At 66.1% G+C, this 21180-nt stretch carries 22 protein-coding genes; 18 read left to right on the forward strand and 4 right to left on the reverse strand.

The features are described from left to right. Positions 1-708 (reverse strand): ABC transporter ATP-binding protein, encoded by a 708-nt coding sequence (locus ACOHWE_RS12825; RefSeq protein WP_420666892.1) that lies wholly within the window; start codon positions 706-708, stop codon positions 1-3. A 399-nt stretch (positions 709-1107) separates the two neighbouring features. Here ACOHWE_RS12825 and ACOHWE_RS12830 point away from each other — a divergent pair, with 399 nt between their 5' ends. The 4 genes from ACOHWE_RS12830 (at position 1108) to ACOHWE_RS12845 (ending at position 2754) form a co-directional block, all read left to right on the forward strand. After that, positions 1108-1488: a c-type cytochrome gene (locus tag ACOHWE_RS12830; protein WP_420666894.1), complete on the forward strand. Its 381-nt coding sequence runs from the start codon at positions 1108-1110 to the stop codon at positions 1486-1488. 111 nt (positions 1489-1599) lie between these two features. Continuing rightward, complete coding sequence (locus ACOHWE_RS12835; protein ID WP_420666896.1) at positions 1600-1833, forward strand: hypothetical protein; 234 nt, start codon at positions 1600-1602, stop codon at positions 1831-1833. A 308-nt stretch (positions 1834-2141) separates the two neighbouring features. Then, entirely contained in the window at positions 2142-2417 is a 276-nt protein-coding gene (locus ACOHWE_RS12840; RefSeq protein ID WP_420666898.1) for a type II toxin-antitoxin system ParD family antitoxin, read from the forward strand. Further along, positions 2401-2754, forward strand: coding sequence for a type II toxin-antitoxin system RelE/ParE family toxin (locus tag ACOHWE_RS12845; RefSeq protein WP_420666899.1), 354 nt, complete (start codon positions 2401-2403; stop codon positions 2752-2754). The genes ACOHWE_RS12840 and ACOHWE_RS12845 overlap by 17 nt, the downstream gene beginning before the upstream one ends. 142 nt (positions 2755-2896) lie before the next feature. Here the strand turns inward: ACOHWE_RS12845 and ACOHWE_RS12850 are convergent, their stop codons facing one another. Beyond that, on the reverse strand, positions 2897-3787 hold the full coding sequence (locus ACOHWE_RS12850; RefSeq protein WP_420666901.1) for an amidohydrolase family protein: 891 nt from the start codon (positions 3785-3787) through the stop codon (positions 2897-2899). After that, positions 3784-4788, reverse strand: a complete 1005-nt coding sequence (locus ACOHWE_RS12855; RefSeq protein WP_420666902.1) for a nuclear transport factor 2 family protein — start codon at positions 4786-4788, stop codon at positions 3784-3786. Before ACOHWE_RS12855 ends, ACOHWE_RS12850 begins: the two co-directional genes overlap by 4 nt. Positions 4789-4902: 114 nt before the next feature. On the opposite strand from ACOHWE_RS12855, the gene ACOHWE_RS12860 reads away from it, so the two are divergent. From ACOHWE_RS12860 to ACOHWE_RS12925, 14 genes are all read left to right on the forward strand, one after another. Continuing rightward, positions 4903-5955: an ABC transporter ATP-binding protein gene (locus tag ACOHWE_RS12860; RefSeq protein ID WP_420666903.1), complete on the forward strand. Its 1053-nt coding sequence runs from the start codon at positions 4903-4905 to the stop codon at positions 5953-5955. Positions 5956-6022: 67 nt separating this feature from the next. Then, complete coding sequence (locus ACOHWE_RS12865; RefSeq protein WP_420666904.1) at positions 6023-7261, forward strand: ABC transporter substrate-binding protein; 1239 nt, start codon at positions 6023-6025, stop codon at positions 7259-7261. A gap of 66 nt (positions 7262-7327) precedes the next feature. Further along, positions 7328-8359: a carbohydrate ABC transporter permease gene (locus ACOHWE_RS12870; RefSeq protein ID WP_420666905.1), complete on the forward strand. Its 1032-nt coding sequence runs from the start codon at positions 7328-7330 to the stop codon at positions 8357-8359. A 49-nt stretch (positions 8360-8408) separates the two neighbouring features. Then, positions 8409-9290, forward strand: a complete 882-nt coding sequence (locus tag ACOHWE_RS12875; protein WP_315901051.1) for a carbohydrate ABC transporter permease — start codon at positions 8409-8411, stop codon at positions 9288-9290. Positions 9291-9426: 136 nt separating this feature from the next. Then, entirely contained in the window at positions 9427-9957 is a 531-nt protein-coding gene (locus tag ACOHWE_RS12880) for an ester cyclase (RefSeq protein WP_420666907.1), read from the forward strand. A 10-nt stretch (positions 9958-9967) separates the two neighbouring features. Further along, complete coding sequence (gene hisD, locus ACOHWE_RS12885; protein ID WP_420666908.1) at positions 9968-11281, forward strand: histidinol dehydrogenase; 1314 nt, start codon at positions 9968-9970, stop codon at positions 11279-11281. Next, entirely contained in the window at positions 11278-12333 is a 1056-nt protein-coding gene (locus tag ACOHWE_RS12890; RefSeq protein WP_420666909.1) for an ester cyclase, read from the forward strand. Before hisD ends, ACOHWE_RS12890 begins: the two co-directional genes overlap by 4 nt. Position 12334: 1 nt before the next feature. Then, entirely contained in the window at positions 12335-13102 is a 768-nt protein-coding gene (locus tag ACOHWE_RS12895; RefSeq protein ID WP_420666911.1) for an SDR family NAD(P)-dependent oxidoreductase, read from the forward strand. Beyond that, a complete protein-coding gene (locus ACOHWE_RS12900; RefSeq protein ID WP_420666912.1) occupies positions 13102-14121 on the forward strand; it encodes a LacI family DNA-binding transcriptional regulator in 1020 nt (339 codons plus the stop codon). The genes ACOHWE_RS12895 and ACOHWE_RS12900 overlap by 1 nt, the downstream gene beginning before the upstream one ends. Beyond that, positions 14118-15092: a nuclear transport factor 2 family protein gene (locus ACOHWE_RS12905; RefSeq protein WP_420666913.1), complete on the forward strand. Its 975-nt coding sequence runs from the start codon at positions 14118-14120 to the stop codon at positions 15090-15092. Before ACOHWE_RS12900 ends, ACOHWE_RS12905 begins: the two co-directional genes overlap by 4 nt. 156 nt (positions 15093-15248) lie before the next feature. After that, positions 15249-16208, forward strand: a complete 960-nt coding sequence (locus tag ACOHWE_RS12910) for a cupin domain-containing protein (RefSeq protein WP_420666914.1) — start codon at positions 15249-15251, stop codon at positions 16206-16208. A gap of 139 nt (positions 16209-16347) precedes the next feature. Then, positions 16348-17472 (forward strand): cobalamin-independent methionine synthase II family protein, encoded by a 1125-nt coding sequence (locus tag ACOHWE_RS12915; protein ID WP_420666916.1) that lies wholly within the window; start codon positions 16348-16350, stop codon positions 17470-17472. Further along, entirely contained in the window at positions 17469-18164 is a 696-nt protein-coding gene (locus ACOHWE_RS12920) for an alpha/beta fold hydrolase (RefSeq protein ID WP_420666918.1), read from the forward strand. The genes ACOHWE_RS12915 and ACOHWE_RS12920 overlap by 4 nt, the downstream gene beginning before the upstream one ends. After that, positions 18161-18856, forward strand: a complete 696-nt coding sequence (locus ACOHWE_RS12925; RefSeq protein WP_420666919.1) for an RraA family protein — start codon at positions 18161-18163, stop codon at positions 18854-18856. The genes ACOHWE_RS12920 and ACOHWE_RS12925 overlap by 4 nt, the downstream gene beginning before the upstream one ends. A 263-nt stretch (positions 18857-19119) precedes the next feature. On the opposite strand, the gene ACOHWE_RS12930 is transcribed toward ACOHWE_RS12925, so the two are convergent. Beyond that, positions 19120-21177: an acetyl/propionyl/methylcrotonyl-CoA carboxylase subunit alpha gene (locus ACOHWE_RS12930; RefSeq protein WP_420666920.1), complete on the reverse strand. Its 2058-nt coding sequence runs from the start codon at positions 21175-21177 to the stop codon at positions 19120-19122. Positions 21178-21180: the final 3 nt, after the last annotated feature.

Genomic DNA, 21180 nt, shown 5'->3' on the forward strand with positions numbered 1-21180 from the left:
TCACCAGCTTATCTCTGCCGGGGCGAGGCGCTCGGAATTTGCCTCGATCCGGCTTATGCGCCCGTCCTGGAAGTAGATCACGCGGTGCGCCATCTTCCGGATATCGGCGTTGTGCGTGATCACCACCGTAGTGGTGCCGAACTCGCGGTTGATGCGGTGCAGCGCCTCCAGCACCTGGATGCCGGTCTTGCTGTCCAGTGCCCCGGTCGGCTCGTCACATAGCAGCACTTCCGGGCGCTTGGCGATGGCACGGGCGATGGCGACGCGCTGCTGCTCGCCGCCCGACATTTCCGACGGGAAGTGATCCATCCGGTGGCCGAGCCCGACCAGCGCCAGCGCCTCTGCTGCGGGCATCGGGTTCTGCGCCACATCGGTCACCAGCTGCACGTTTTCGCGCGCGGTAAGGCTCGGGACCAGGTTGTAGAACTGGAATATGAAGCCGACATGATCGCGCCGGTAGCGGGTCAAGGCCCGGTCGCGCAGCGCGGTGAGCTCCAGCCCCCCGAACCAGACCGTGCCGCCCGTCGCATGGTCCAGCCCGCCGAGGATATTGAGCAGCGTGGACTTGCCGCTGCCCGACGGCCCAAGGAGCACCGCCAGCTCGCCGCGGTAGAGCTGCAGGTCGACACCGGCCAGCGCATGCACCTTGGCGCCGCCGGTGTCATAGACCTTGGTGACGCCTTCCATGATGAAGACGGGCTGCTGCATTCGGCGTTCCTTTCCCCTCACAGGGTGGCACGGAGGCGGCAGCGGCGGACATGATCTGGCTCAATTGGATTTGGGGAAAGCCGCTCCACGGAGGGCGGGTCTCTGCAATTCCAGCGGCGCCTGTCCGTACTTGCGGCCCCGGCTTTGCGGCGGCGTTCTATCAGCCCTCCCGCAACTGCCAGGCCCACTAAAGAGTGGCTAGAGGTTTTCGAGCCTCCAATACCCTATACCGTTTGTCCCGCTGTGACGCTTTCCGAAGCGGCTGAACCGGACATGGCGGCATCCTGAAGAAGGTTTGACGCAGGTCAACGCCGCGCTCCGGCGGCGGATCATATACTGCCTCAGCCTGATCTGCCGCAGAGGAGAAAGAAAGTGATTCTATTTCGCGGAATTTTCTTAATGTTCGCAGCCGCCGGAGCTGCCGGGGCGCAGGAACCCGACGCAGAGGACGGGCGCAACCTCTACATAACCTACTGCTGGCAGTGTCATGGCCTGAATGCGGCCGGAAACGGCCCGATGGCAGAGATGCTGGCCATAGACACACCAGATCTCACGCGGCTTGCGGCCCGCAACGGCGGCGAATTTCCGCTGGAAGCAGTGGCCCGCCAGATCGACGGCCGGGCGCCGCTGCTCGCGCATGGCGGGGAGATGCCCCTGTTCGGAGCCGCGCTGGACTCGGACCGCAAGGTGGCCCTGCAGCTGCCCAGCGGGCAGCCAATGATGACCGGTGTGCCGCTGGCCAATGTCATCGCATACCTGCAGTCCGTGCAGGAGGAATAGGGCGGGAAATTTCGAAGGCGAGGCCGCACGGCCCTAAGCCCGGGAAATTTCTTGGCGGATGCGCCCCGCGCCCTATCGTCTGGCGAGAGGGAAAACGGTTTTGGACAAATCATGCTGCAGGACAAGCGCAAGGATCTGGACTCGGAAAAGCAGAAACAGCTGCTGAGCCGGCTGGTGGAGGAATTGAGCCGGACAGAGATGGACTTCTACTACCGCTCGACCACCGAGGTGGCAGCGCTCCTTAAGCAGTACATCGACGGCAAGGCACGGCTCTCGGCTGAAGAGAGAGCCCTGCTGCAACGCCTCAGCCGCCGCGGCATCGAGATGCTGCTGAGCCTTCATTGATCTCACGGTTAGAGACTTCCGGCCACGCGCCTTCCCGCGGGGACGAGCGCGGCAAGTAACGGCTCCAGACTCGTGCTCCCGGCGTGGAGCGCCGCCACATTCTGCCATGAACGCTGGCTGACAACGGGGGTTACTTTCCTCTTTCCGGCGAACCTCCGTGCAGTTCTTCCCAACCCTGCTGCGCCAGAGGCAGGCTGCAGCAGCGAACGGCCGCCTCAATGCCGCGCCCGGTTCGGGTCCTTGCGGGGGGCAGGCCCTTGATAGATACTACTCAGTAGCATATCTTTGCGGAAACGGAGGTGCCCGCCATGAGTGTGAAAGCGTCGATTTCCCTGACCGAAGCGCAGGAGGCCTTTGCCCGCTCGCTGGTGGCGGAGGGCCGCTATGCGAGTCTCAGCGCCGTGATGCAGCAGGGGCTGGAACTGTTGCGGCTGCAGGCGGAGGCGGCGGAGGCTGACACTCAAGCCCTGCGCAACCTGATCGAGGAGCGCCGAGCAGGCGGTTTCACCAGCGTTGCCGATGGCCGCGGCCGTACTGCCGCGATGCTTGCCAGCAAGAAGACGCAGTATGATCTTCCGGGTTGAGCGGGCCGCCGCAACGGACCACGACCTGGAAGCGATTTTCGATTTCCTGTTCGAAGCGGCGCTGGAGTTCGGCGAAGACGAGGCCACCGCCTTCGAACGCGCCGCCACCCGGATCACCGCGATCGAGGACGCGATGGAAGCCCTGGGCCGCGCCCCGCACCAGGGCACGCTGCGCCCTGAAACCGCGCCCGGTCTGCGCAGTGTGACCAAGGGGCGGGCAGTGTTCTATTTCGATCTCGACGAAGAGGCCGAAGTGCTGCGGGTGCTGGCGGTGTTCTTTGGCGGCCAGGACCACCAGCGCCGGATGCTGCTGCGCGCGCTCTCCGGGCCGGAGTGACCCGCGGCGCACGGGGTGCCGCCGTGGGGCGGACAGCCGCCGCCGGCTGGCCGAACGCGGCACCACCGTGCGCATCGCCTTCCCCCGGCTGTAAGCGCCAGTGCGCAATGTCAAAAGGGGCTCGGCGGCTCTCTAGAGCCAGTCAGCCGGCCGGCACCTCCAGGCCATAGAACCGGGCGGCGGTATCGCGGAATACGGCCGAGTGCGCGTCCGCCGGAATCAGCGTGTGGAAGGCCTGCGCGAGGGTCCGGTAATCGGAGTAGAGCTTGTCGACCGGGAAGTTTGACCCGAACATCACCCGCCCAGGCCCGAATTGGCCGAGGCAGGCCTCCACGATCGGGCGGATGCTGGCTGCAGTCCAATCGTGCTCGAACATCCCCAGACCGGAGAGCTTGCAACTTACCTGCGGCAGCCGCGAGAGATGTGCCAGCTGCGCCTCCCAGGCCCGCAACCCTTCGGCGCTGCGGTCATGCGGCGAGCCCGCGTGGCACAGGGCCACTTTCGTGCCCGGTGCCTGCGCCAGCACCCGGGCGGTTTTCTCCATCAGTTCCGGGATCAGCTGCAAATCGAAACTGAGGCCGCGCCGACCGGCCTCCTGCAGCCCGGCCAGGAACCGCGGGTCGTCCAAGAGCGCATTGGTGCCGGTCTGTGCGTCTTCACCCGGGGCGCGGCCGATTATCTGGCGCACGCCGCACACGGTAGAGAGCTCTTGGAATGCGTCCAGCCGCGCGGCCAGATCCGGCGCGGTGAGGTCGCAGAACACCACCTGCGCCATCGGCCAGCCCGGAGTTTCGTCCGCCACCGACTGCACCCAGCGCGCCTCCGCCAGCCCGTCTTCGGCGCCGACTTGGATGTGGACCGAGGCGGCAAAGCCCTCGGCGGCGGCCTCGGCGCGGAATTCATCAAGCAGGTAGTCGCGCTGGATCGGGGCCGGGTCGCCGAAAAACCGCGTTTCTCCCTGCGCCATCAGCCAGGGGTAATGCACCGCTTGCAAGTCCCACAGATGGTGGTGGGCGTCGATCCATCCGGTCATGTGCGGGGCACCTCCGCCATGCGGGCGAGGATATCGACGCCCTGCTGGTTCCAGAAGTGCAGAAGGTCGATGAAGATCCAGTTCTCGGCCAGCTTGTCCCCCTCGCGGCGGTAGATGTCGATCACCCGGAACTCGCCCGCCTTCTCCGTCGCGGGCATCCCCATGAAGCCGCCAGAGGGGCGGGCGGTGAAGTTGGGCCAGCCAAAGAAACCGCCGAAGCTGCCTTCCGCCAGGCGGCAGATGTGTTTGGTCTTCGAGCGGTCGGTGAAGCCCGCGCGGAATGGCCCCGAGTGCTGCCTGGCGTAGCGTTCGATGGTGTAGGTCGCCCCGATCCCGGCAGGCCCCCACCAGATCATGTCTTCAGACCAGGTGCGGCGCAGCTCGTCCTCCAGGCTCAGCCCGCTCTTCCACTGGCCGAGGTCGGAGATCATCGCGTTGATCGCGGCCAGGGTCTTTTGCCCCTCCTCCGGCGGCTGCGGGCCGAACATCAGCCCGTCATGTGTGATCGGCCCGGGCTGGACCAGATGCGCGGCGGTCTGCGGCGGGAAGGGCTGCAGCCCCGCCTGAATCATCAGATGCGGAATGTCGAAATACATCGCCGTCTCGGTGATCTGGCCGTTCTCCACGCGGTTGAACTCGCAATAGCGCAGGAAGGCCATCTTGCCGGTCGGCGCGATCCCCAGCCAGGGCGCGTCGAACAGCCCCATCAGGTGCCCCATCGAAACCACCCAGGTGGAGGTGAAGCCGTCCATCTCGTTCAGACCGGCCATGAAGACGTCCTCGCGCCGCTGCATGTGCCGCAGCGCCTGGCGCAGCGGGCGCCAGAAGGTCTCTGCCACCGCCTCCGCACCATTTTGTTCGTGGAACGGGTGGTAGCCGCGCCAGAGGTGATTCGGGGCGCAGTAGCGCGCCAGAACCCCTTCCAGGGCGTGCTCCTCTACCGAGTCGAGATCGGCGTAAAAGGCTCGAATGACTTGTTTCTCTTCTGAAAAGCCGGGCATGGGCGCGCTCCTGATGCATACGTTTGCAAAAAATCCTTGCCGAAAAGCTGACGCTAAGTCTAGTCTATTGCAAACGTATGCAAGCCGAGCGCGCGAAACCGCCAGGGGGAATTCATGGCCGAGATACAACTGCAGAACGTTGGCAAGCGCTGGGGGTCATTCGTCGGCGTCGACAACTTTGACCTCACCATCGCCGACAAGGAGTTTCTGGTGCTGCTCGGGCCGTCGGGCTGCGGCAAGACCACCACCATGCGGATGATCGCAGGGCTGGAGGAGGCCTCCGAGGGCGACATCCTGATCGACGGGAAGCGGGTCAACGACATGGAGCCCAAGGACCGCGACGTGGCGATGGTGTTCCAGTCCTACGCGCTCTACCCCAACATGAACGTCTACGAGAACATCCGCTTCCCGCTCAAGGTGCGCGGCATCGATCCGAAGACCCATGATGAAAAGGTCCGCCGCGCCTCGGCGATGGTGGAGCTCGACGAGTTCCTGCACCGCAAGCCGGCCGAGCTCTCCGGCGGCCAGCGCCAGCGCGTCGCTCTGGCCCGCGCCATCGTGCGCGAGCCGAACGTTTTCCTGATGGACGAGCCGCTGTCGAACCTCGACGCCAAGCTGCGCGTCTCCACCCGGGCGCAGATCAAGAACCTCAGCCACGAGCTGGCGGTGACCACGATCTACGTGACCCACGACCAGATCGAGGCGATGACGCTGGCCGACCGCGTGGTGGTGATGAAGAAGGGCGTGGTGCAGCAGGTGGGCTCGCCGACCGAGATCTACGACCGCCCCGCCAATACTTTCGTCGCCAGCTTCATCGGCAACCCGGCGATGAACCTGATGGAGGGCGAGGTCCGGGGCGGCACCTTCCGTGCCCGGAATGTGGAAATCAACGGCTTGAACGCGCCGGATGGCCCCTTGACCCTGGGTTTCCGGGCCGAGGATGCCGGCATCGCGGAACCCGGCCGGGGCCAGATCAACGCGCCGATCTACACGCTGGAGCTTTTGGGCGACGCGACAATGATTTCGGTCCGCGTGGGCGGGGCGCTGGTCTCGGTCAAGGCGGACAAGAACTTCCGGGCGGAGATCGACGACATGGTCTCGATCTCCGTGCCGCAGCACATCTGCCACCTGTTCGACGGTCAGACCGGCGCGCGGATCGGGGGCTGAACGTCTCCGCACACAGGGCGGGCGCATGCGGCCCGCACCCAATCTTAAGTAAAACAGGGAGAAGAACATGCTACTGAAGAAACTTGCAGCCGCGTCGCTGTTTGCGGGCCTGATGGGCTCCGCCGCCTATGCGGCCAACTGCGGCCCCGAGGGCCAGTCGATCCGCATCCTGGCCAGCGATTTCCCGGCGATCCACGCCGTGGTCGATGCGGCCCGGGCCAATTGCGCAGCGGCCGCTAAGGAATTTTCCGCCAACCACACCACCGAGGCGCGGCAGATCATGAACGCCGCTCTGACGCCGAACCCGGCGGAATACACCAGCGTGATCCTGGCCAACGCGACCCTGACCCAGCTGATGAACGACGGGCTGGTGCGGCCGCTGAACGACCTGGCGGAGAAGTACAACGTCCCGCCGCACCTGCTGATCACCATCGACGGCAACGTGATGGCGGTGGCCTTCATGGCCAACTCGCAGCACCTGTTCTCGCGCAAGGACATCCTGGAGCAGGCGGGCGTCGAGGGCATTCCGGCTTCTTACGAGGAGGTGCTGGAGGCTGCCGAAAAGATCCGCGCCGCGGGCATCATGGAGCATCCCATCGCGATGAACCTGCAGACCGGCTGGAACGTGGGTGAAGTTTTCAACATGATCTATCTCGGCCACGGCGGCGAGTTCTTCGCACCGGGCTCCGCCGAGCCCTCGATCAACAACGAAAAGGGCATCGCCGCGCTCAACACCATGAAGGCGCTGGTGGAATACGCCCACCCGGACCACCTGACCCACGCCTCCAACGAGACCCAAGGCCTGTGGGAATCCGGCCAGGCGGCGCTGGCGGTCATGTGGGGCTCGCGCGGCGCGCCGATCCTGGATGACGAAGGCTCCAGCGAAGAGGTGACCTCGAACACCGTTCTGTCTGCGGCGCCCACCGTCGGCGGCGGCTCTATCCCCGCGGCAACCCTGTGGTGGGACGGCATCTCCATCGCCGCCAATGTCCCGGATGAAGAGGCCGAGGCCACCTTCGCCGCGCTGGTCAGCGCGCTTAACCCGGAGATGGTGGCGGAAAACAACGACGACGCGGTCTGGCTGCTGGCGGGCTTCGAACCCGGGCCGGCGGCGGCGGGCGTGGCCGGAACCGTGCAGGGCGGGGCACGGCCCTATCCGATGATCCCGCAGATCGGCCTGCTGCACGCCGCGCTCGGCTCCGAGCTGACCGACTTCCTGAAAGGCAACGAAAGTGCCGAACAGGCGCTGTCTGATGTCGAGACCGCTTACCGGACTTCTGCCAAGGAAGCCGGCTTCCTCAAGTAAACCTCCCCGACTGGAGGGGGCTGCCGGCCCCCTCCCTTTTCTGGACTGAAGACTGAGACGCACGCCATGAAGCACCGCACCTTTTTCTGGTTCATCCTGCCGACGCTATCCGCGATGATCCTGTTCATCGCGCTGCCCATCGTCTCGGTTTTCATCCAGTCGCTGTTTGTCGAGCACGAGCAGGTTCTGGTGGTCTCCGAGAGCTGCGGCCCGTTTGGCTGCACCCCCACCACAACGGTCGATACCGCGGCCACCGCCGCGCTGCGGGAAGAACAGCCCTTGGGCCGGTACAACGGGATTGGCACTTACATCAACCGCTCGCACCTGGCCTTCGTCGAAGTCGGCGAAGCCTGGCGCAGCACTGAAAGCTTCGGCGAATTCTGGAAGCGGGTCTTCAACCTCCCCTTCTACCGTGCGCTGATCTTCACCCTGACCTACACGGCTGTTGTCACTCCGGTCGTGATCGCGCTTGGCCTGGCAATTGCGGTCGGCGTCAACAACCTGCCCCGCATCCTCAAGGGCCCGTCGATCTTCATCTCGCTGCTGCCGTTCCTGGTGACGCCGCTGGTCGGATCCCTGATCCTGTTCTGGATGGTCGACAGCGACGGCGTGATCGGCGCCACCATCCAGCGCGTCTTCAACGACCCCTCACTGAGCCTCAAGGCCTCCACCGCGCTGACCTGGACCATGCTGATCGTTTACGGCATCTGGCACACCCTGCCGTTCAGCTTCATCACCTTCTACGCCGGCCTCCAGACCGTGCCCGAGGACACCATGGAAGCGGCGATGATCGACGGCGCCTCAAAGTGGCAGCGCATGCTGCACGTGATCGTGCCGCACCTGGCGCCGCTGATGGCCTTCGTTACGCTGATGCTGCTGATGGACAACTTCCGCGTTTTTGAGCCGATCGTCAGCTTCAAGGCCGAGGCACACGCCACCTCTCTCAGCTGGATCATCTACAACGACCTGCGCGAAAGCGGCAATCCGCTCTACGGCTCGGCCGGGGCGACCTCGATGATGACCATCATCGGCGTGGTCATCCTGCTGATGCCGGTGCTGATCCGCACCTGGCGCGACTTCTCCCGCAAAGCACACTGAGGGCACCAACATGGCAACCAAGGCACAAACCCGCGTTACGGTCCCGGCAGTGAGCACGAAGTCCCGGACCCGCATCCAGCCGCTCACCGTGATCTCTCTGGCGCTCGTCGCGCTCTGGCTGATCATCGCTGCTTTCCCCTTCTTCTGGACCTTCTGGGGCAGCTTCAAGGTGCAGTCGGACTTCTTCTCCAAGACCGACTGGCAGAACGCCATCTACGGGGTCAACACGATCCGGCAGACCGGCAGCGCCTTCACCCTCGAGGGCTACGAGGGCGCCTGGGTGGACGAGGAATTCTGGCGCAATGTCATCAACTCCGGGATCGTGGTGTTCTTCACCGTGGTGATCTCGCTCACCTTCGGCACGCTCGGCGGCTACGCGCTCGCCCGCTCCGGCCGCCGCTACGCCTTCTGGCTGCTGATGGCCGCGCTGGTGTTCCGCGCCATGCCGCATATCACCCTGGTTTCGGGCTACCTGCTGCCGTTCTTCGAGTGGAACATCTGGGGCATCCTGCCGACCACCATCATCGTGCTCGTGGCGATCAACCAGCCCTTCACCCTGTGGATGCTGCACTCGTTCTTTCTCAACATCCCCAAGGACATGGACGAAAGCGCCATGGTCGACGGCTGCACCCGCTTCCAGGCCTTCCGCCACGTGATCATCCCGGTGATGTGGCCCGGCGTCATCACCACCGGCCTGTTCAGTTTCCTTCTCGCCTACAACGACTTCGCGGTGACCGCGATGCTGCTCAGCTCGGAGAACGAAACCATCATCCCCGCGATCAACAGCTTCCTGGGCACCACGCAGGTCGAGGGCAAGGTGATGTACGCGGTTGCCGCCGTGGTCTCCGCCACCGCCCCGCTCTTCGTGCTGATCCTGTTCTTCCAGCGCCAGATCGTCAGCGGCCTGACCGCCGGCGCGGTGAAGGGCTGATGAGCAGCGCCGCAAGACATAATGCCGTTGGGCGCCACCCGGCGCTCAACCGGATGCCAAGGGATTTTCTGACGGACGGCCGTCTCCTCCCCGTCTGAACACATCATCCCTTGGCAACAAATTTAAGGATCAGAGCATGAAAGGCTCCCGCCCCGAACAGGCCGTGCTGACCAAAGACACGGACCTGAGCAAGACCGAAGAAACCCGCCGCGTGATCGAGAACATGGTGGACGGGCTGAATGACCACCGCATCGGCGACATCGGCGAATTCTTTGCCGAAGGCTTCCGCTGGATGGGCAACCAGGGCTGCGGCACCAAGACCGGGCTGAAGGAATTTCAGGACAACTGGCAGCGCCCCTTCCAGGCCGCATTCTCGGACAAGGTCTGCATCGACGAGGCCCGCCTCTACATGGGCGAATGGGCCGCCGCCTTCGGCCGCCAGGAAGCCACCCACTCCGGCACCTTCCTGGGCATCGCCCCCACCGGCAAGCGGGTCGAGATCCGTTACATGGACTTCTGGAAGGTCCAGGACGGCAAGATCGTCGACAACTGGGTGAACGTCGATTTCGCCCATGTCGCCGCCCAGCTCGGCGTTGACCTGTTCAACGGCGAGGGCTGGGAAGCTTTTGACCGCGGGGAGAAGACCCCTCCGCGCCCCGACAATTGAGGACCTGACCATGACCATCGAATACCTGAAACGCGGCAAGTCTGACGCCGACCGCGCCGAAGATGACGCCAAGACCCGCGCCGTGGTCGAAGCCACGCTGAAGGACATCGAGGCCCGCGGCGACGCCGCCGTTCGCGAGCTCAGCGAGAAGTTCGACAACTACAGCCCGGAAAGCTTCCGCCTCAGCCAGCAGGAGATCGACGATCTGATTGCCTCGCTCAGCGACCGCGAGCTGGCCGACATCAAGTTTGCGCAGGAGCAGGTGATGAACTTCGCCCAGGCGCAGCGCGACTCGATGCTGGACATCGAGGTGGAGACCCTGCCGGGCGTGATCCTCGGCCACAAGAACATCCCCGTGCAGTCGGTCGGCTGCTACGTGCCCGGCGGCAAGTTCCCGATGGTCGCCTCGGCGCATATGTCGGTGGCCACCGCCAAGGTCGCGGGCGTGCCGCGCATCATCGCCTGCACCCCGCCGTTCCAGGGCAAGCCCAACGCCGCGGTGATCGCCGCGATGCACCTGGGCGGCGCGCATGAGATCTACGTGATGGGCGGCATCCAGGCGATCGGCGCCATGGCAATCGGCACCGAGACCATCGACCCGGTGCATATGCTGGTCGGCCCCGGCAACGCCTTCGTGGCCGAGGCCAAGCGCCAGCTTTTCGGCCGCGTCGGCATCGACCTCTTTGCAGGCCCGACCGAGACCATGGTAATCGCCGATGAAACCGCCGCCGACGCCGAGCTCTGCGCCACCGACCTGCTGGGCCAGGCCGAGCACGGCTACAACAGCCCCTGCGTGCTGCTCACCAACTCCCGCAAGCTGGCCGAGGAAACCCTGAGCGAGATCGACCGCCTGCTGGGCATCCTGCCCACCGCCGGCACCGCCAAGGTGTCGTGGGAGGAATACGGCGAGGTGATCGTCTGCGACACCTATGAGGAGATGCTCCAGGTCGCCGATGACATCGCCTCCGAGCACGTGCAGGTGATGACCGACCGCGACGACTGGTTCCAGGAGAACATGACCTCATACGGCGCGCTGTTCCTCGGGCCCCGCACCAACGTGGCCAACGGCGACAAGGTGATCGGCACCAACCACACCCTACCGACCAAGAAGGCGGGCCGCTACACCGGCGGGCTTTGGGTGGGCAAGTTCCTGAAAACCCACAGCTATCAGAAGGTTACCACCGACGAGGCCGCCACCATGATCGGCGAATACGGCTCGCGGCTTTGCATGCTCGAAGGCTTCGTGGGCCACGCCGAGCAGTGCAACATCCGGGTCCGCCGCTATGGCGGCAAGAATGTGGCCTACGGAGAGGCCGCAGAATGACCACCGATACCCACACCCGAAACAAGGCGGTGATCGCGCCGATGCGGGACGCGATGCGCGACTTCAGCGAGAAGGGCGTACGCGCCGCGCTGGATGAGCTGATCGCACCGGACGCGGTGGTGCATATGTGCCACCCCTTCGGCGACCTGACCGGGCCGGCGGAGCTCTATGACACCTGCTATGCGCCGCTGCTGCAGTCCATGCCGGACCTGGAGCGCCGCGACTGGATCGTAATGGGCGGGCGCACCGAGCACGGCGGCGACTGGATCGGCTGCGGCGGCCATTACTACGGCACCTTCGTGCAGCCCTGGCTGGACATCCCGCCGACCGGCCACCTGACCCACATGCGCTTCCACGAGTTCTGCCGCTTCGAGGAAGGCCGCGTGGTCGAGATCCAGACCATCTGGGACATCCCCGAGGTGATGATGCAGGCAAACGCCTGGCCGATGGCGCCCTCGCTCGGCCTCGAGTTCTGCATCCCCGGCCCGGCCACGCACGACGGCATCGTGCCGGGGCCCTGGGACGAGGAGAAATCCCAGGCTTCCTGCGCGCATATCGTCGAGATGCTCAATCATCTGAAGAAACACCCGAGCCAGGGCGGCCCGGAGGTGATGGAGATGCCGAAGTTCTGGCACGAGCGGATGAACTGGTACGGCCCTGCGGGCATCGGCACCGGCCGCGGCATCTCGGGGTTCCGCAACTGGCACCAGATCCCGTTCCTGAACGGCATGCCCGACCGCGGCAAATACGTCTCCGACATCACCTATCACTTCTTCGGCGACGGCGAATACGCCGCGGTGACCGGCTGGCCCAACATGATCCAGACGGTGACCCACGACGGCTGGATGGGCATCGCGCCCTCGGGCCAGCGCATCACCATGCGCTCGCTGGACTTCTGGCGGCTGGAGAACGGCAAGATCCGGGAGAACTGGGTGACGGTCGACCTGCTGGACGCCTACCGCCAGCTGGGCGTAGACGTCTTTGCGCGCCTGCGCGAGTTCAACAAGGCCCGCGTGCCAGGCGGCATTCCATTTCCCGTCGGCGAGGCATGACATGACCCAATTCCCCAGCACCCCCAGTTTCAGCCTGAAGGGCAAGCGCGCGCTTGTCGCGGGCGCCTCCTCCGGCATCGGCATGGCCTCTGCCGTGGCACTGGCGGAGCATGGGGCCGAGGTCACCCTTGCAGCGCGCCGCACGGACGCGCTGCAGGAGGTCGCCGCGGGAATGGCCGCCCGCGGCTGGGCGGCAAAGGTGCTGCAACTGGATGTGGGAGACGTCGCCGCCACGGCAGAAGCAGTGGCGGCAAACGGGCCCTTCGACATCCTGGTGAACTCCGCCGGCACCGCCCGGCATGGCAAGGCCGTCGACACCGCGCCGGAGGATTTCGACGCGGTGATGGATGTGAACGTGCGCGGCGCCTACTTCCTCACCCAAGCGGTGGCCAAAGGGCTGATCGCCGCCGGCCGCCCCGGCTCGCTGATCAATATCTCCAGCCAGATGGGCCACGTTGGCGGCCGTGAGCGCGCGGTCTACTGCGCGTCCAAGTTCGCGGTCGAAGGCTTCACCAAGGCGATGGCGCTGGAATTCGGACCCGCTAAGATCCGCATCAACACCATCTGCCCGACCTTCATCCTGACCGACCTCACCCGGCCCACCTTCGACGATCCGGAAAAGCGCGCCTGGGTGCTCGACAAGATCAAGCTCGGCCGCCCGGGCGAGATCGAGGACATCATGGGCGCGGTGGTCTACCTCGCCTCGGACGCTTCGGCCCTGGTCACCGGCACCGCGATGCTGGTGGACGGCGGCTGGACGGCAGACTGATGGGCACGAGCAAGGTCACATCCATGGACGTCGCCCGCCGCGCAGGCGTCAGCCAGTCGGCGGTCAGCCGAGTGTTCACACCGGGCGCCTCGGCCTCGAAGAAGACCATCGAGAAGGTGCGCAAGGCGGCTGACGAGCTGGGCTACCGGCCCAACGTGCTGGCCCGCGCCATGGTTTCGGGCAAGAGCGGGATCATCGGGCTGGTGGTGGCCTACCTCAACAACCAGTTCTACCCTGAGGCGCTGGAGAAGCTCACCAACGCGCTGCAGGAGCGCGGCTATCACGTGCTGGTCTTCCTCGCCTCCCATTCGGCCGGCAACATCGACCGCGTGGTCGAGGAGATCCTGGATTTCCAGGTCGACGGCATCATCGCGGCCTCGGTTGCGCTGTCCTCGGACCTCTCCGCCCGCTGCCAGGCAGCTGGCGTGCCGATGGTACTGTTCAACCGGGCGCAGGACGATCCCTCGATGTCGGCGGTGACCTCCGACAACGTGGCGGGCGGGCGCAAGGCGGCGGAGTTCCTGCTCGCGGGCGGGCACAGGAAGATCGGCTATATCGCGGGCTGGGAGGGCGCCTCCACCCAGCGCGACCGCGAGGCGGGCTTCCGCGCCGGGCTGGAAGCGGGCGGCGCTGCGCTGCACGCGCGCGAGGTCGGCAACTTCGTGACCGAACAGACCCAGGAGGCCACCCGCCGCATGTTCGCGCAGGATCCGCCGGACGCGGTCTTCGTGGCCAACGACCACATGGCCATCGCCGTGATGGACACGCTGCGCTTCGAGCTGGGCCTCAGCGTGCCGGGCGACGTCTCGGTCATCGGCTACGATGACGTCGCAGTTGCCGCCTGGCCCACTTACGACCTCACCACCGTGCGCCAGCCGGCAAACCGCATGGTGGCCGAAACCGTCGACATCATCCTGGCCAAGATCGAGGACGCCGAAGTGCGTCCGCGCCGGGTCGAGATCGACGGCCCGCTTATCGTCCGCGGCTCTGCCCGCATACCTGAAGGATGGAAGACATGAAGGGTTTTGACCCCAAGTTCAAAGACTTCCCGGATTACATCATTGGCATCACCAAGGAGATCTGGGAAGACCGCGGCATTGCCACGCTGCATGACTACTACGCGTCGGACATCGTCGTGCGCTCGCCCGCCTCGGTGGTGACCGGCAACGAGGGCGTGATCGCCGCGACCATGGCGACGCTTGCCGAGTTCCCCGACCGCACCCTCCTGGGCGAAGATGTCATCTGGTCCGGCACCCCGGAAGAAGGCATGCTGTCCTCGCACCGGCTGCTGTCCACCGCGACCCACCTGGGCGACGGTGTCTACGGCAAGGCGACGGGCAAGAAGCTCACCTACCGGATCATCGCCGACTGCCACGCGATCAACAACCAGATCAACGACGAATGGCTGATCCGCGACCAGGGCGCCATCGTGCGCCAGATGGGCTGGAATCCCAAGGACTATGCCCGCGACCTGATCGAACGCGAGGGCGGGCCAGAGGCCTGCGTGCAGCCCTACACCCCGGCAAACGAGCAGCCCGGCCCCTACAAGGGCAACGGCAATGACAATGAATGGGGCCAGAAGTACGCCGATATCCTGACCCGGATCATGAATGCCGACATGCGGGTGATCGAAAGCGAATACGACCGCGCGGTGCAGTCGGAATATCCCGGCGGCGTCACCGGCCACAGCTTCGGCCCGGTGGACCGTTTCTGGATGGGGCTGCGCGCCGCCTTCCCGAACGCGGAGTTCAAGATCCACCACCAGATCGGCCGCGACGACCCGATGATGCCGCCGCGCGCCGCGCTGCGCTGGACGCTGCATGGCAAACACGACGGCTGGGGCGTCTTCGGCAGGCCGACCGGCGCCGAAGTCTTCGTGCTGGGCGCGAGCCACGCCGAGTTCGGCCCCTGGGGCCTGCGCCGCGAGTACACGCTGTTCGACGAAACCTCGGTCTGGAAGCAGATCCTGCTGCAGACGGGCGATCTCTGAATGAGGCCCGGTGCCTCTCCTCTGGACGCCAGCGAGGCGGCGCTGCGGTTTCACACCCACCGTGCCAGCCTGCGCGCCCGGCGGCTGAACAACCGCCCGCCCGGGCGCCCGGGCTGAACCGGCCGTTTCAAACCAGATTTCAAGAGGATCAAAGACATGAGCACCATCCAGGACCGCATCGTCCGCTACGGCGAGCTGAAACCCTGCAAGACCGCCTTCATCGACGCCCACACCCCGGGCTCCGACCAGAAGGAGAACTTCACCATCATCGGCGGCGGCGTCAGCGAAAGCCCCGACCAGCACGTGCACATCACCGACAAGATCGGCTTCAACATCGGCGCCGCGGGCCAGCCGCCCAAGTGCCGCAACTCGCTGCACAGCCACACCACCGCCGAGGTGTTCTTTGTCGCCAAGGGCCGCTGGCGCTTCTTCTGGGGCCGCTACGGCACCGCGGGCGAATTCATCGCCGAGGAAGGCGATATCTTCAACATCCCCACCGGCATGTTCCGCGGCTTTGAAAACGTCGGCCAGGACTACGGCATGATCATGTCGATCCTCGGCGGCGACGACGCGGGCGGCGGCGTGACCTGGGCCCCGCAGGTGATCGAGGACGCCAGGGCGCACGGGCTGATGCTCGGCAACAACGGCGTGCTTTATGACAGCAAGAAAGGCGAAGAGCTGCCGCACAACGTGCAGCCGATGCCGGTGCTGAGCGAGGAAGAGCTGAAGGCCTACCCCGAGGTGCCGATTGAGAACGTGATCGGCAAATACGTCGCCCGCTACTGGGACCTGATGGCGCTGGCGGCGAACAAGCCGGCCAAGGTCATCGGTGAAGACGCGCTGATCAAGGACAAGCCCGGCTTCGAGGTCGATTTCCTCACCCGCGGCTCGGCCGTGAGCGAACAGGCCGAGGCCGCAAAGCCGGTGGTTCTGATGCCTGCCAGCGGCCACTGGCGCATCACCATCAACGACGTGGAGACCACTCTGTCGAACGGCGACACCGCGCTGGTGCTGCCCGGCGAGCGCTACAGCGCCGCGCCCTCGATGACCGGCACCGCAGGACTCTACCGCATCACCGCCACCGACGACCCGGCCGGCGCCACCTGGAACGGCTGACGGCAAGGCTGGCTGGCAGCAGGGAGCCGGCAAAAGGCGCATCGAGCCCCTTTTGCCGGCGCCCGCCCCTCCCCGGGGCGGGCCCGCCTGCCGCCCGCGGCAGGACAAATACATGACCGGAAGAAAAAGGAACGCCGCCATGACCAGGATTGCGACAACCCATGTGGGCTCGCTGCCGCGCACGCAGGAGGTGGTGGATTTCATCTTTGCCCGCGAGCGCGAGGAGCCCTTCGACCAGGACGGTTTTGACGCTTGCATGTCGGCGGCCGTCTCGGACACCGTGCACAGGCAGGTTCAGGCGGGGGTGGATATCGTGAGCGACGGGGAGACCTCGAAGATCTCCTATGCCACTTACGTGAAGGATCGCTACACCGGGTTCTCCGGGGATTCCCCGCGCAATGCACCGGCCGATCTCAAGATGTTCCCGGGCTTCCTGAAACGCCTCGCCGAGGGCGGCGGCACGCCGCAATACGCCCGCCCCATGTGCACCGGGGAGGTGCGTTCCAAGGGCCAGGGCGAGCTGGAGAAGGACATCGCCAACCTGAAGGCGGCGGTGGCCGTGCATGGCGCGCAGCGCGGTTTCATGAATGCCGCCTCGCCCGGCGTCATCTCGCTGTTCCTGCAGAACCACTACTACAAGACCCGCGAGGCCTATCTCGCCGCGCTGGCCGATGCGATGAAGGCGGAATACGAGACCATCGCGGCCTCGGGGCTTGATCTGCAGCTCGACTGCCCCGACCTCGCGCTGTCGCGGCACATGCTGTTCAGCGACCTGACGGACGAGGAGTTCGTGAAGATCGCAAACCTGCATGTCGAGGCGCTGAACCATGCGCTGCAGGACGTGCCCGCCGAAAAGGTGCGCGTCCACATCTGCTGGGGCAACTACGAGGGCCCGCATTGCTGCGACATCGGCATGGACAAGGTGTTCTCCACCCTGATGGCCACCAAGTCGCGCTACGTGCTGTTCGAGACCTCCAATCCGCGCCACGCCCACGAATGGACCGTGTTCCGCGACCGCAAGGCTGAGATCCCGGAGGACAAGGTGCTGGTGCCCGGCGTCGTCGACACCACCACCAACTTCGTCGAGCACCCGGAGCTGGTGGCGCAGCGGATCGCAAGGTTCACTGATATCGTCGGCGCTGAACGGGTGATCGCGGGCAGCGACTGCGGCTTTGGCACCTTTGCAGGCTTCGGCGCGGTCGATCCCGACATCGCCTATGCCAAGCTCGCGGCGCTCTCCGAGGGGGCGGCGCTGGTCCGATGACGCCGCTGCTGCTCCTGCCCGGCATGATGTGCGACGCGCGGCTGTTTGCGCCGCAGATCGCGGCGCTGTCCGGAACCGTGCCGATCCTGACCGCGCCGATGGGCGGGCATGACAGGATGGCGGCACTGGCGGCGGAGGTTCTGTCCTATGCGCCGCCGCGCTTTGCCGTCGCCGGGCTTTCGATGGGCGGCATCCTCGCGATGGAGATCCTGCGCCAGGCGCCCGGGCGTATCGCGGGGCTGGCGCTGATGGACACCAACCCGCTGGCCGAGCTGGAGGAGGTCAAGGCCCGGCGCGCGCCGCAGATCGAGGCGGTGCGCCACGGCGGGCTGCGCCGGGTGATGGCGGAGGAGATGAAGCCGAACTACCTCGCGCCCGGCCCGGACCGGGCGGCAATCCTCGATATCTGCATGGAGATGGCCGTGGGCCTAGGGCCGGATGTTTTTGTGAACCAATCCAAGGCCTTGCGCAGCCGCAGTGACCAGGCCGCCACGCTGCGCGCATACCGCGGCCCGGCACTGGTGCTCTGCGGGCGCGAGGACGCGCTCTGCCCGGTCGCCCGGCACGAGCTGATGCATGAGTTGATGCCGCAGAGCCGCCTGGAGATCATCGAGGAAGCGGGCCACCTGCCCACCCTGGAACAACCTGAACAAACCACGGCGGCGCTGATCCGCTGGCTGGAGACGCTATGAAACAATCGCTTCTGGACCTGCTGAAACGGGTCGACACGCCCACCGTCTGCAACGCCATCGAGGTGGCCCAGGGCAAGCGCGGCTTTGATGCCTTCACCCGCGGCACCATGCTGTGCTCCGACCCTGGTGCCGGCGCCATGGTCGGCTACGCCCGCACCGCGAAGATCGCCGCGGTGTCCCCGCCCGAGGAGCCGCCCGAAGTGATCCGCAAGCGCCGGATGGACTACTACCGCCACATGGCGAGCGGCAGCGGGCCCTCGGTCACCGTAGTCGAGGACCTGGACTTCCCGCATTGCATCGGCGCCTATTGGGGCGAGATCAACACCACCGTGCACAAGGGCTTCGGCATCAGCGGCGCGCTCACCAACGGGGTGATGCGCGACCTTGGCGACCTGCCGGAGGGCTTCCCGGTGGTGGCGGGCTCGGTCGGGCCGAGCCACGGCTTCGTGCATGTGCGCGAGGTCGGCACGCCGGTCGAGATCTTCGGGCTCACCATCCATGACGGCGACCTGGTGCATGCCGACCGCCACGGCGCGCTGGTGATCCCGCCGGAGGTGACCGGGAGCCTTGAGGCGGCAATCCTAAAGCTGCTCGAAACCGAAAAGCTGATCCTGGAGCCGGCCCGCCAGCCGCAGTTCGACTTCGCGGCCTTCGAGAAGGCCTGGCAGGCGTTCGAGGCGGCACGGACCTGAGCGGCAAGCGCGGCCTCCGCAGGAGGCAGAAACGGCATGGCCGCCGGCAGCACCCCGTTGACGGTTGAGCCTTGGGCGCGCCGGCCGCCGCATGTCTAGACCGGTCACGTTCAGTTCCGCACTGACCATAGCAGGACCGGCCTGGCGCTGGCGAAACCGCGCCCTGAGGAAGTTGCGGGCGCCTGGCTTGGGTCCAGCCGGACCGTGTCTGAGTTAGCGGACGCGCAGGGGCAGGTATACAGCTGCTACGGTCACATGGCGGATTATCCGGGAACCCGGGCCTTGGCCGTTAATTGCGCCGCTTCCTCGATCTCGATCAGCACCTCGCCCGCCGCTGCCTGCTGGCCCGCCTTGGCGCGCACGCCAATGACCGTGCCGTCAAATGGCGCGGTGAGCTGGTGCTGCATCTTCATCGCCTCCAGAACCGCGAGGGTCCCTCCCTTCGCGATGGTCTGGCCCTCGCGCACCAGCACCTCCTGCACCAGGCCGGGCATCGGCGCGGTGATGCGGCCGCCGGCCGCGCCCGCGCCCTCCTGCGCGCCCGGCTGCTTGCGCTGGAAGCTCAGGCGGCGCGCGCCGATCGCAAGCTCCGCCCGCTCACCGTCAAGCCAGGCTGTACAGTTAATGGACGCGCCGCCGACCTTCGCGCGGACCCGGTCCCCATCCTTTGCAGTCAGCTCTACCGTGAGGCTGTCTCCTTCAAACCGCACCTCCCAGGCCGCTCCAATGCAACGCATCTCCAGGGCATGCTCGCTGCCCTCGTGGATCAGCACCGTCGTGGCGAACGGCAGCGGCGCGGAAGCCCACCCCAGCAGGCTGCGCGACAGATACCCGGCGGCCGCAAAGGCGCGGTCCTGGTCACGCTGGCCCAGCAAGGCAGCCGCCAGCGCCAGATCGGACGGGGACAGCGGGGCCTCCGCCCAGCCCTCCGGATAGGCCTGCTCCAGCAGCGCCGTTGTCGCCTCGCCTGCGGCAAAACCGGGCAGGGCCAATACATCCGCGAGAAAAGCGCTGTTGGTCTTCACGCCAAGAAGCACCGTTTCCCGGACCGCCTGGAGCGTCCGCGCCCGCGCCACCTCGCGGGTATCGCCATGCGCGATGATTTTGGCCAGCATCGGGTCGTAGAACGGCGGCACTTCTTGCCCGGGCGCGATCCCCGCATCGACCCGGACGCCCGGCCCGCTGGCCGGCTGCCACAACCCGATGCGTCCCGTGGCCGGCAGATATTCATTCGCCGGGTCTTCGGCATAGAGCCGGACCTCGATGGCGTGGCCGTCAAGCCGCAGATCCTCCTGCCTGAGCGGCAAAGGCGCGCCGCCCGCCACGGCAAGCTGCAGCGCCACAAGGTCCAGGCCCGTGATCATCTCCGTCACCGGGTGTTCCACCTGCAGGCGGGTGTTCATCTCAAGGAAATAAAAGGCACCGCTTGCCTCGAGCAGAAACTCCACGGTTCCGGCGCCTCGGTAATCGACTGCGCGGGCGGCATCGGCGGCGGCCTGCCCCATGCGGGCACGCAATTCCGGTGTCATCACCGGACAGGGTGCCTCTTCGACCACCTTCTGATGGCGCCGCTGCACCGAGCAATCGCGCTCGCCCAGGTGGACTACGTTGCCATGGGCATCGGCAAAGACCTGCACCTCCACATGGCGCGGCGCGGTGATGGCCTTCTCAATGATCAGCTCGCCGGAGCCGAAAGCGTTCTGCGCCTCCGAACGGGCCAGCGCAATGGCGCTGGCCAGCTGGCCGTCGCGCGTCACCAGGCGCATGCCGCGCCCGCCGCCGCCGGCCGCGGCCTTGACCATCACCGGCAGGCCGATTTCCCGTGCCTTGGCGGTGAGCACGGATTCCGACTGCTCCGCGCCCTCGTATCCCGGAACGCAGGGCACGCCAGCCGCAATCATAAGCCGCTTGGCCTCGGCTTTGTTGCCCATCGCCTCAATCGCGGCGGCCGAAGGGCCGATAAAGACCAGCCCGGCAGCCTCAACCGCGCGGGCAAAGGCGGGGTTCTCCGACAGGAAGCCGTAGCCCGGATGAATTGCCTCTGCGCCCGTGGCCCGCGCGGCCGCCAGTACGTTTTCCGCGCTGAGATAGCTTTCAGCCGCCGGGCCGGGGCCAATCGGCACCGCCTCGTCGGCCAGCGCTGCATGCGGCGCCCCGGCATCGGCCGTGGAGTAGACCGCGATTGTGCGCAGGCCCTGCGCCTTCGCGGTGCGGATGATGCGGCAGGCGATCTCGCCCCGGTTGGCAATCAGAACGGAGGCCAGGGATAAAGGCCTGCTTGCCGGAGCGGACAGGGGCGGATCTTGCGGCAGATCATTCATCGC

Source organism: Cribrihabitans neustonicus (genome assembly GCF_048820895.1).
In the GTDB taxonomy this organism is placed as follows: domain Bacteria; phylum Pseudomonadota; class Alphaproteobacteria; order Rhodobacterales; family Rhodobacteraceae; genus Cribrihabitans_A; species Cribrihabitans_A neustonicus.

Bases quoted from the DNA above. Each gene is read 5' to 3' on its own strand.
- ACOHWE_RS12825 (WP_420666892.1), bottom strand. From the start codon at position 708: ATGCAGCAGCCCGTCTTCATCATGGAAGGCGTCACCAAGGTCTATGAC.
- ACOHWE_RS12830 (WP_420666894.1), top strand. From the start codon at position 1,108: ATGTTCGCAGCCGCCGGAGCTGCCGGGGCGCAGGAACCCGACGCAGAG.
- ACOHWE_RS12835 (WP_420666896.1), top strand. From the start codon at position 1,600: ATGCTGCAGGACAAGCGCAAGGATCTGGACTCGGAAAAGCAGAAACAG.
- ACOHWE_RS12840 (WP_420666898.1), top strand. From the start codon at position 2,142: ATGAGTGTGAAAGCGTCGATTTCCCTGACCGAAGCGCAGGAGGCCTTT.
- ACOHWE_RS12845 (WP_420666899.1), top strand. From the start codon at position 2,401: ATGATCTTCCGGGTTGAGCGGGCCGCCGCAACGGACCACGACCTGGAA.
- ACOHWE_RS12850 (WP_420666901.1), bottom strand. From the start codon at position 3,787: ATGACCGGATGGATCGACGCCCACCACCATCTGTGGGACTTGCAAGCG.
- ACOHWE_RS12855 (WP_420666902.1), bottom strand. From the start codon at position 4,788: ATGCCCGGCTTTTCAGAAGAGAAACAAGTCATTCGAGCCTTTTACGCC.
- ACOHWE_RS12860 (WP_420666903.1), top strand. From the start codon at position 4,903: ATGGCCGAGATACAACTGCAGAACGTTGGCAAGCGCTGGGGGTCATTC.
- ACOHWE_RS12865 (WP_420666904.1), top strand. From the start codon at position 6,023: ATGCTACTGAAGAAACTTGCAGCCGCGTCGCTGTTTGCGGGCCTGATG.
- ACOHWE_RS12870 (WP_420666905.1), top strand. From the start codon at position 7,328: ATGAAGCACCGCACCTTTTTCTGGTTCATCCTGCCGACGCTATCCGCG.
- ACOHWE_RS12880 (WP_420666907.1), top strand. From the start codon at position 9,427: ATGAAAGGCTCCCGCCCCGAACAGGCCGTGCTGACCAAAGACACGGAC.
- hisD (WP_420666908.1), top strand. From the start codon at position 9,968: ATGACCATCGAATACCTGAAACGCGGCAAGTCTGACGCCGACCGCGCC.
- ACOHWE_RS12890 (WP_420666909.1), top strand. From the start codon at position 11,278: ATGACCACCGATACCCACACCCGAAACAAGGCGGTGATCGCGCCGATG.
- ACOHWE_RS12895 (WP_420666911.1), top strand. From the start codon at position 12,335: ATGACCCAATTCCCCAGCACCCCCAGTTTCAGCCTGAAGGGCAAGCGC.
- ACOHWE_RS12900 (WP_420666912.1), top strand. From the start codon at position 13,102: ATGGGCACGAGCAAGGTCACATCCATGGACGTCGCCCGCCGCGCAGGC.
- ACOHWE_RS12905 (WP_420666913.1), top strand. From the start codon at position 14,118: ATGAAGGGTTTTGACCCCAAGTTCAAAGACTTCCCGGATTACATCATT.
- ACOHWE_RS12910 (WP_420666914.1), top strand. From the start codon at position 15,249: ATGAGCACCATCCAGGACCGCATCGTCCGCTACGGCGAGCTGAAACCC.
- ACOHWE_RS12915 (WP_420666916.1), top strand. From the start codon at position 16,348: ATGACCAGGATTGCGACAACCCATGTGGGCTCGCTGCCGCGCACGCAG.
- ACOHWE_RS12920 (WP_420666918.1), top strand. From the start codon at position 17,469: ATGACGCCGCTGCTGCTCCTGCCCGGCATGATGTGCGACGCGCGGCTG.
- ACOHWE_RS12925 (WP_420666919.1), top strand. From the start codon at position 18,161: ATGAAACAATCGCTTCTGGACCTGCTGAAACGGGTCGACACGCCCACC.
- ACOHWE_RS12930 (WP_420666920.1), bottom strand. From the start codon at position 21,177: ATGAATGATCTGCCGCAAGATCCGCCCCTGTCCGCTCCGGCAAGCAGG.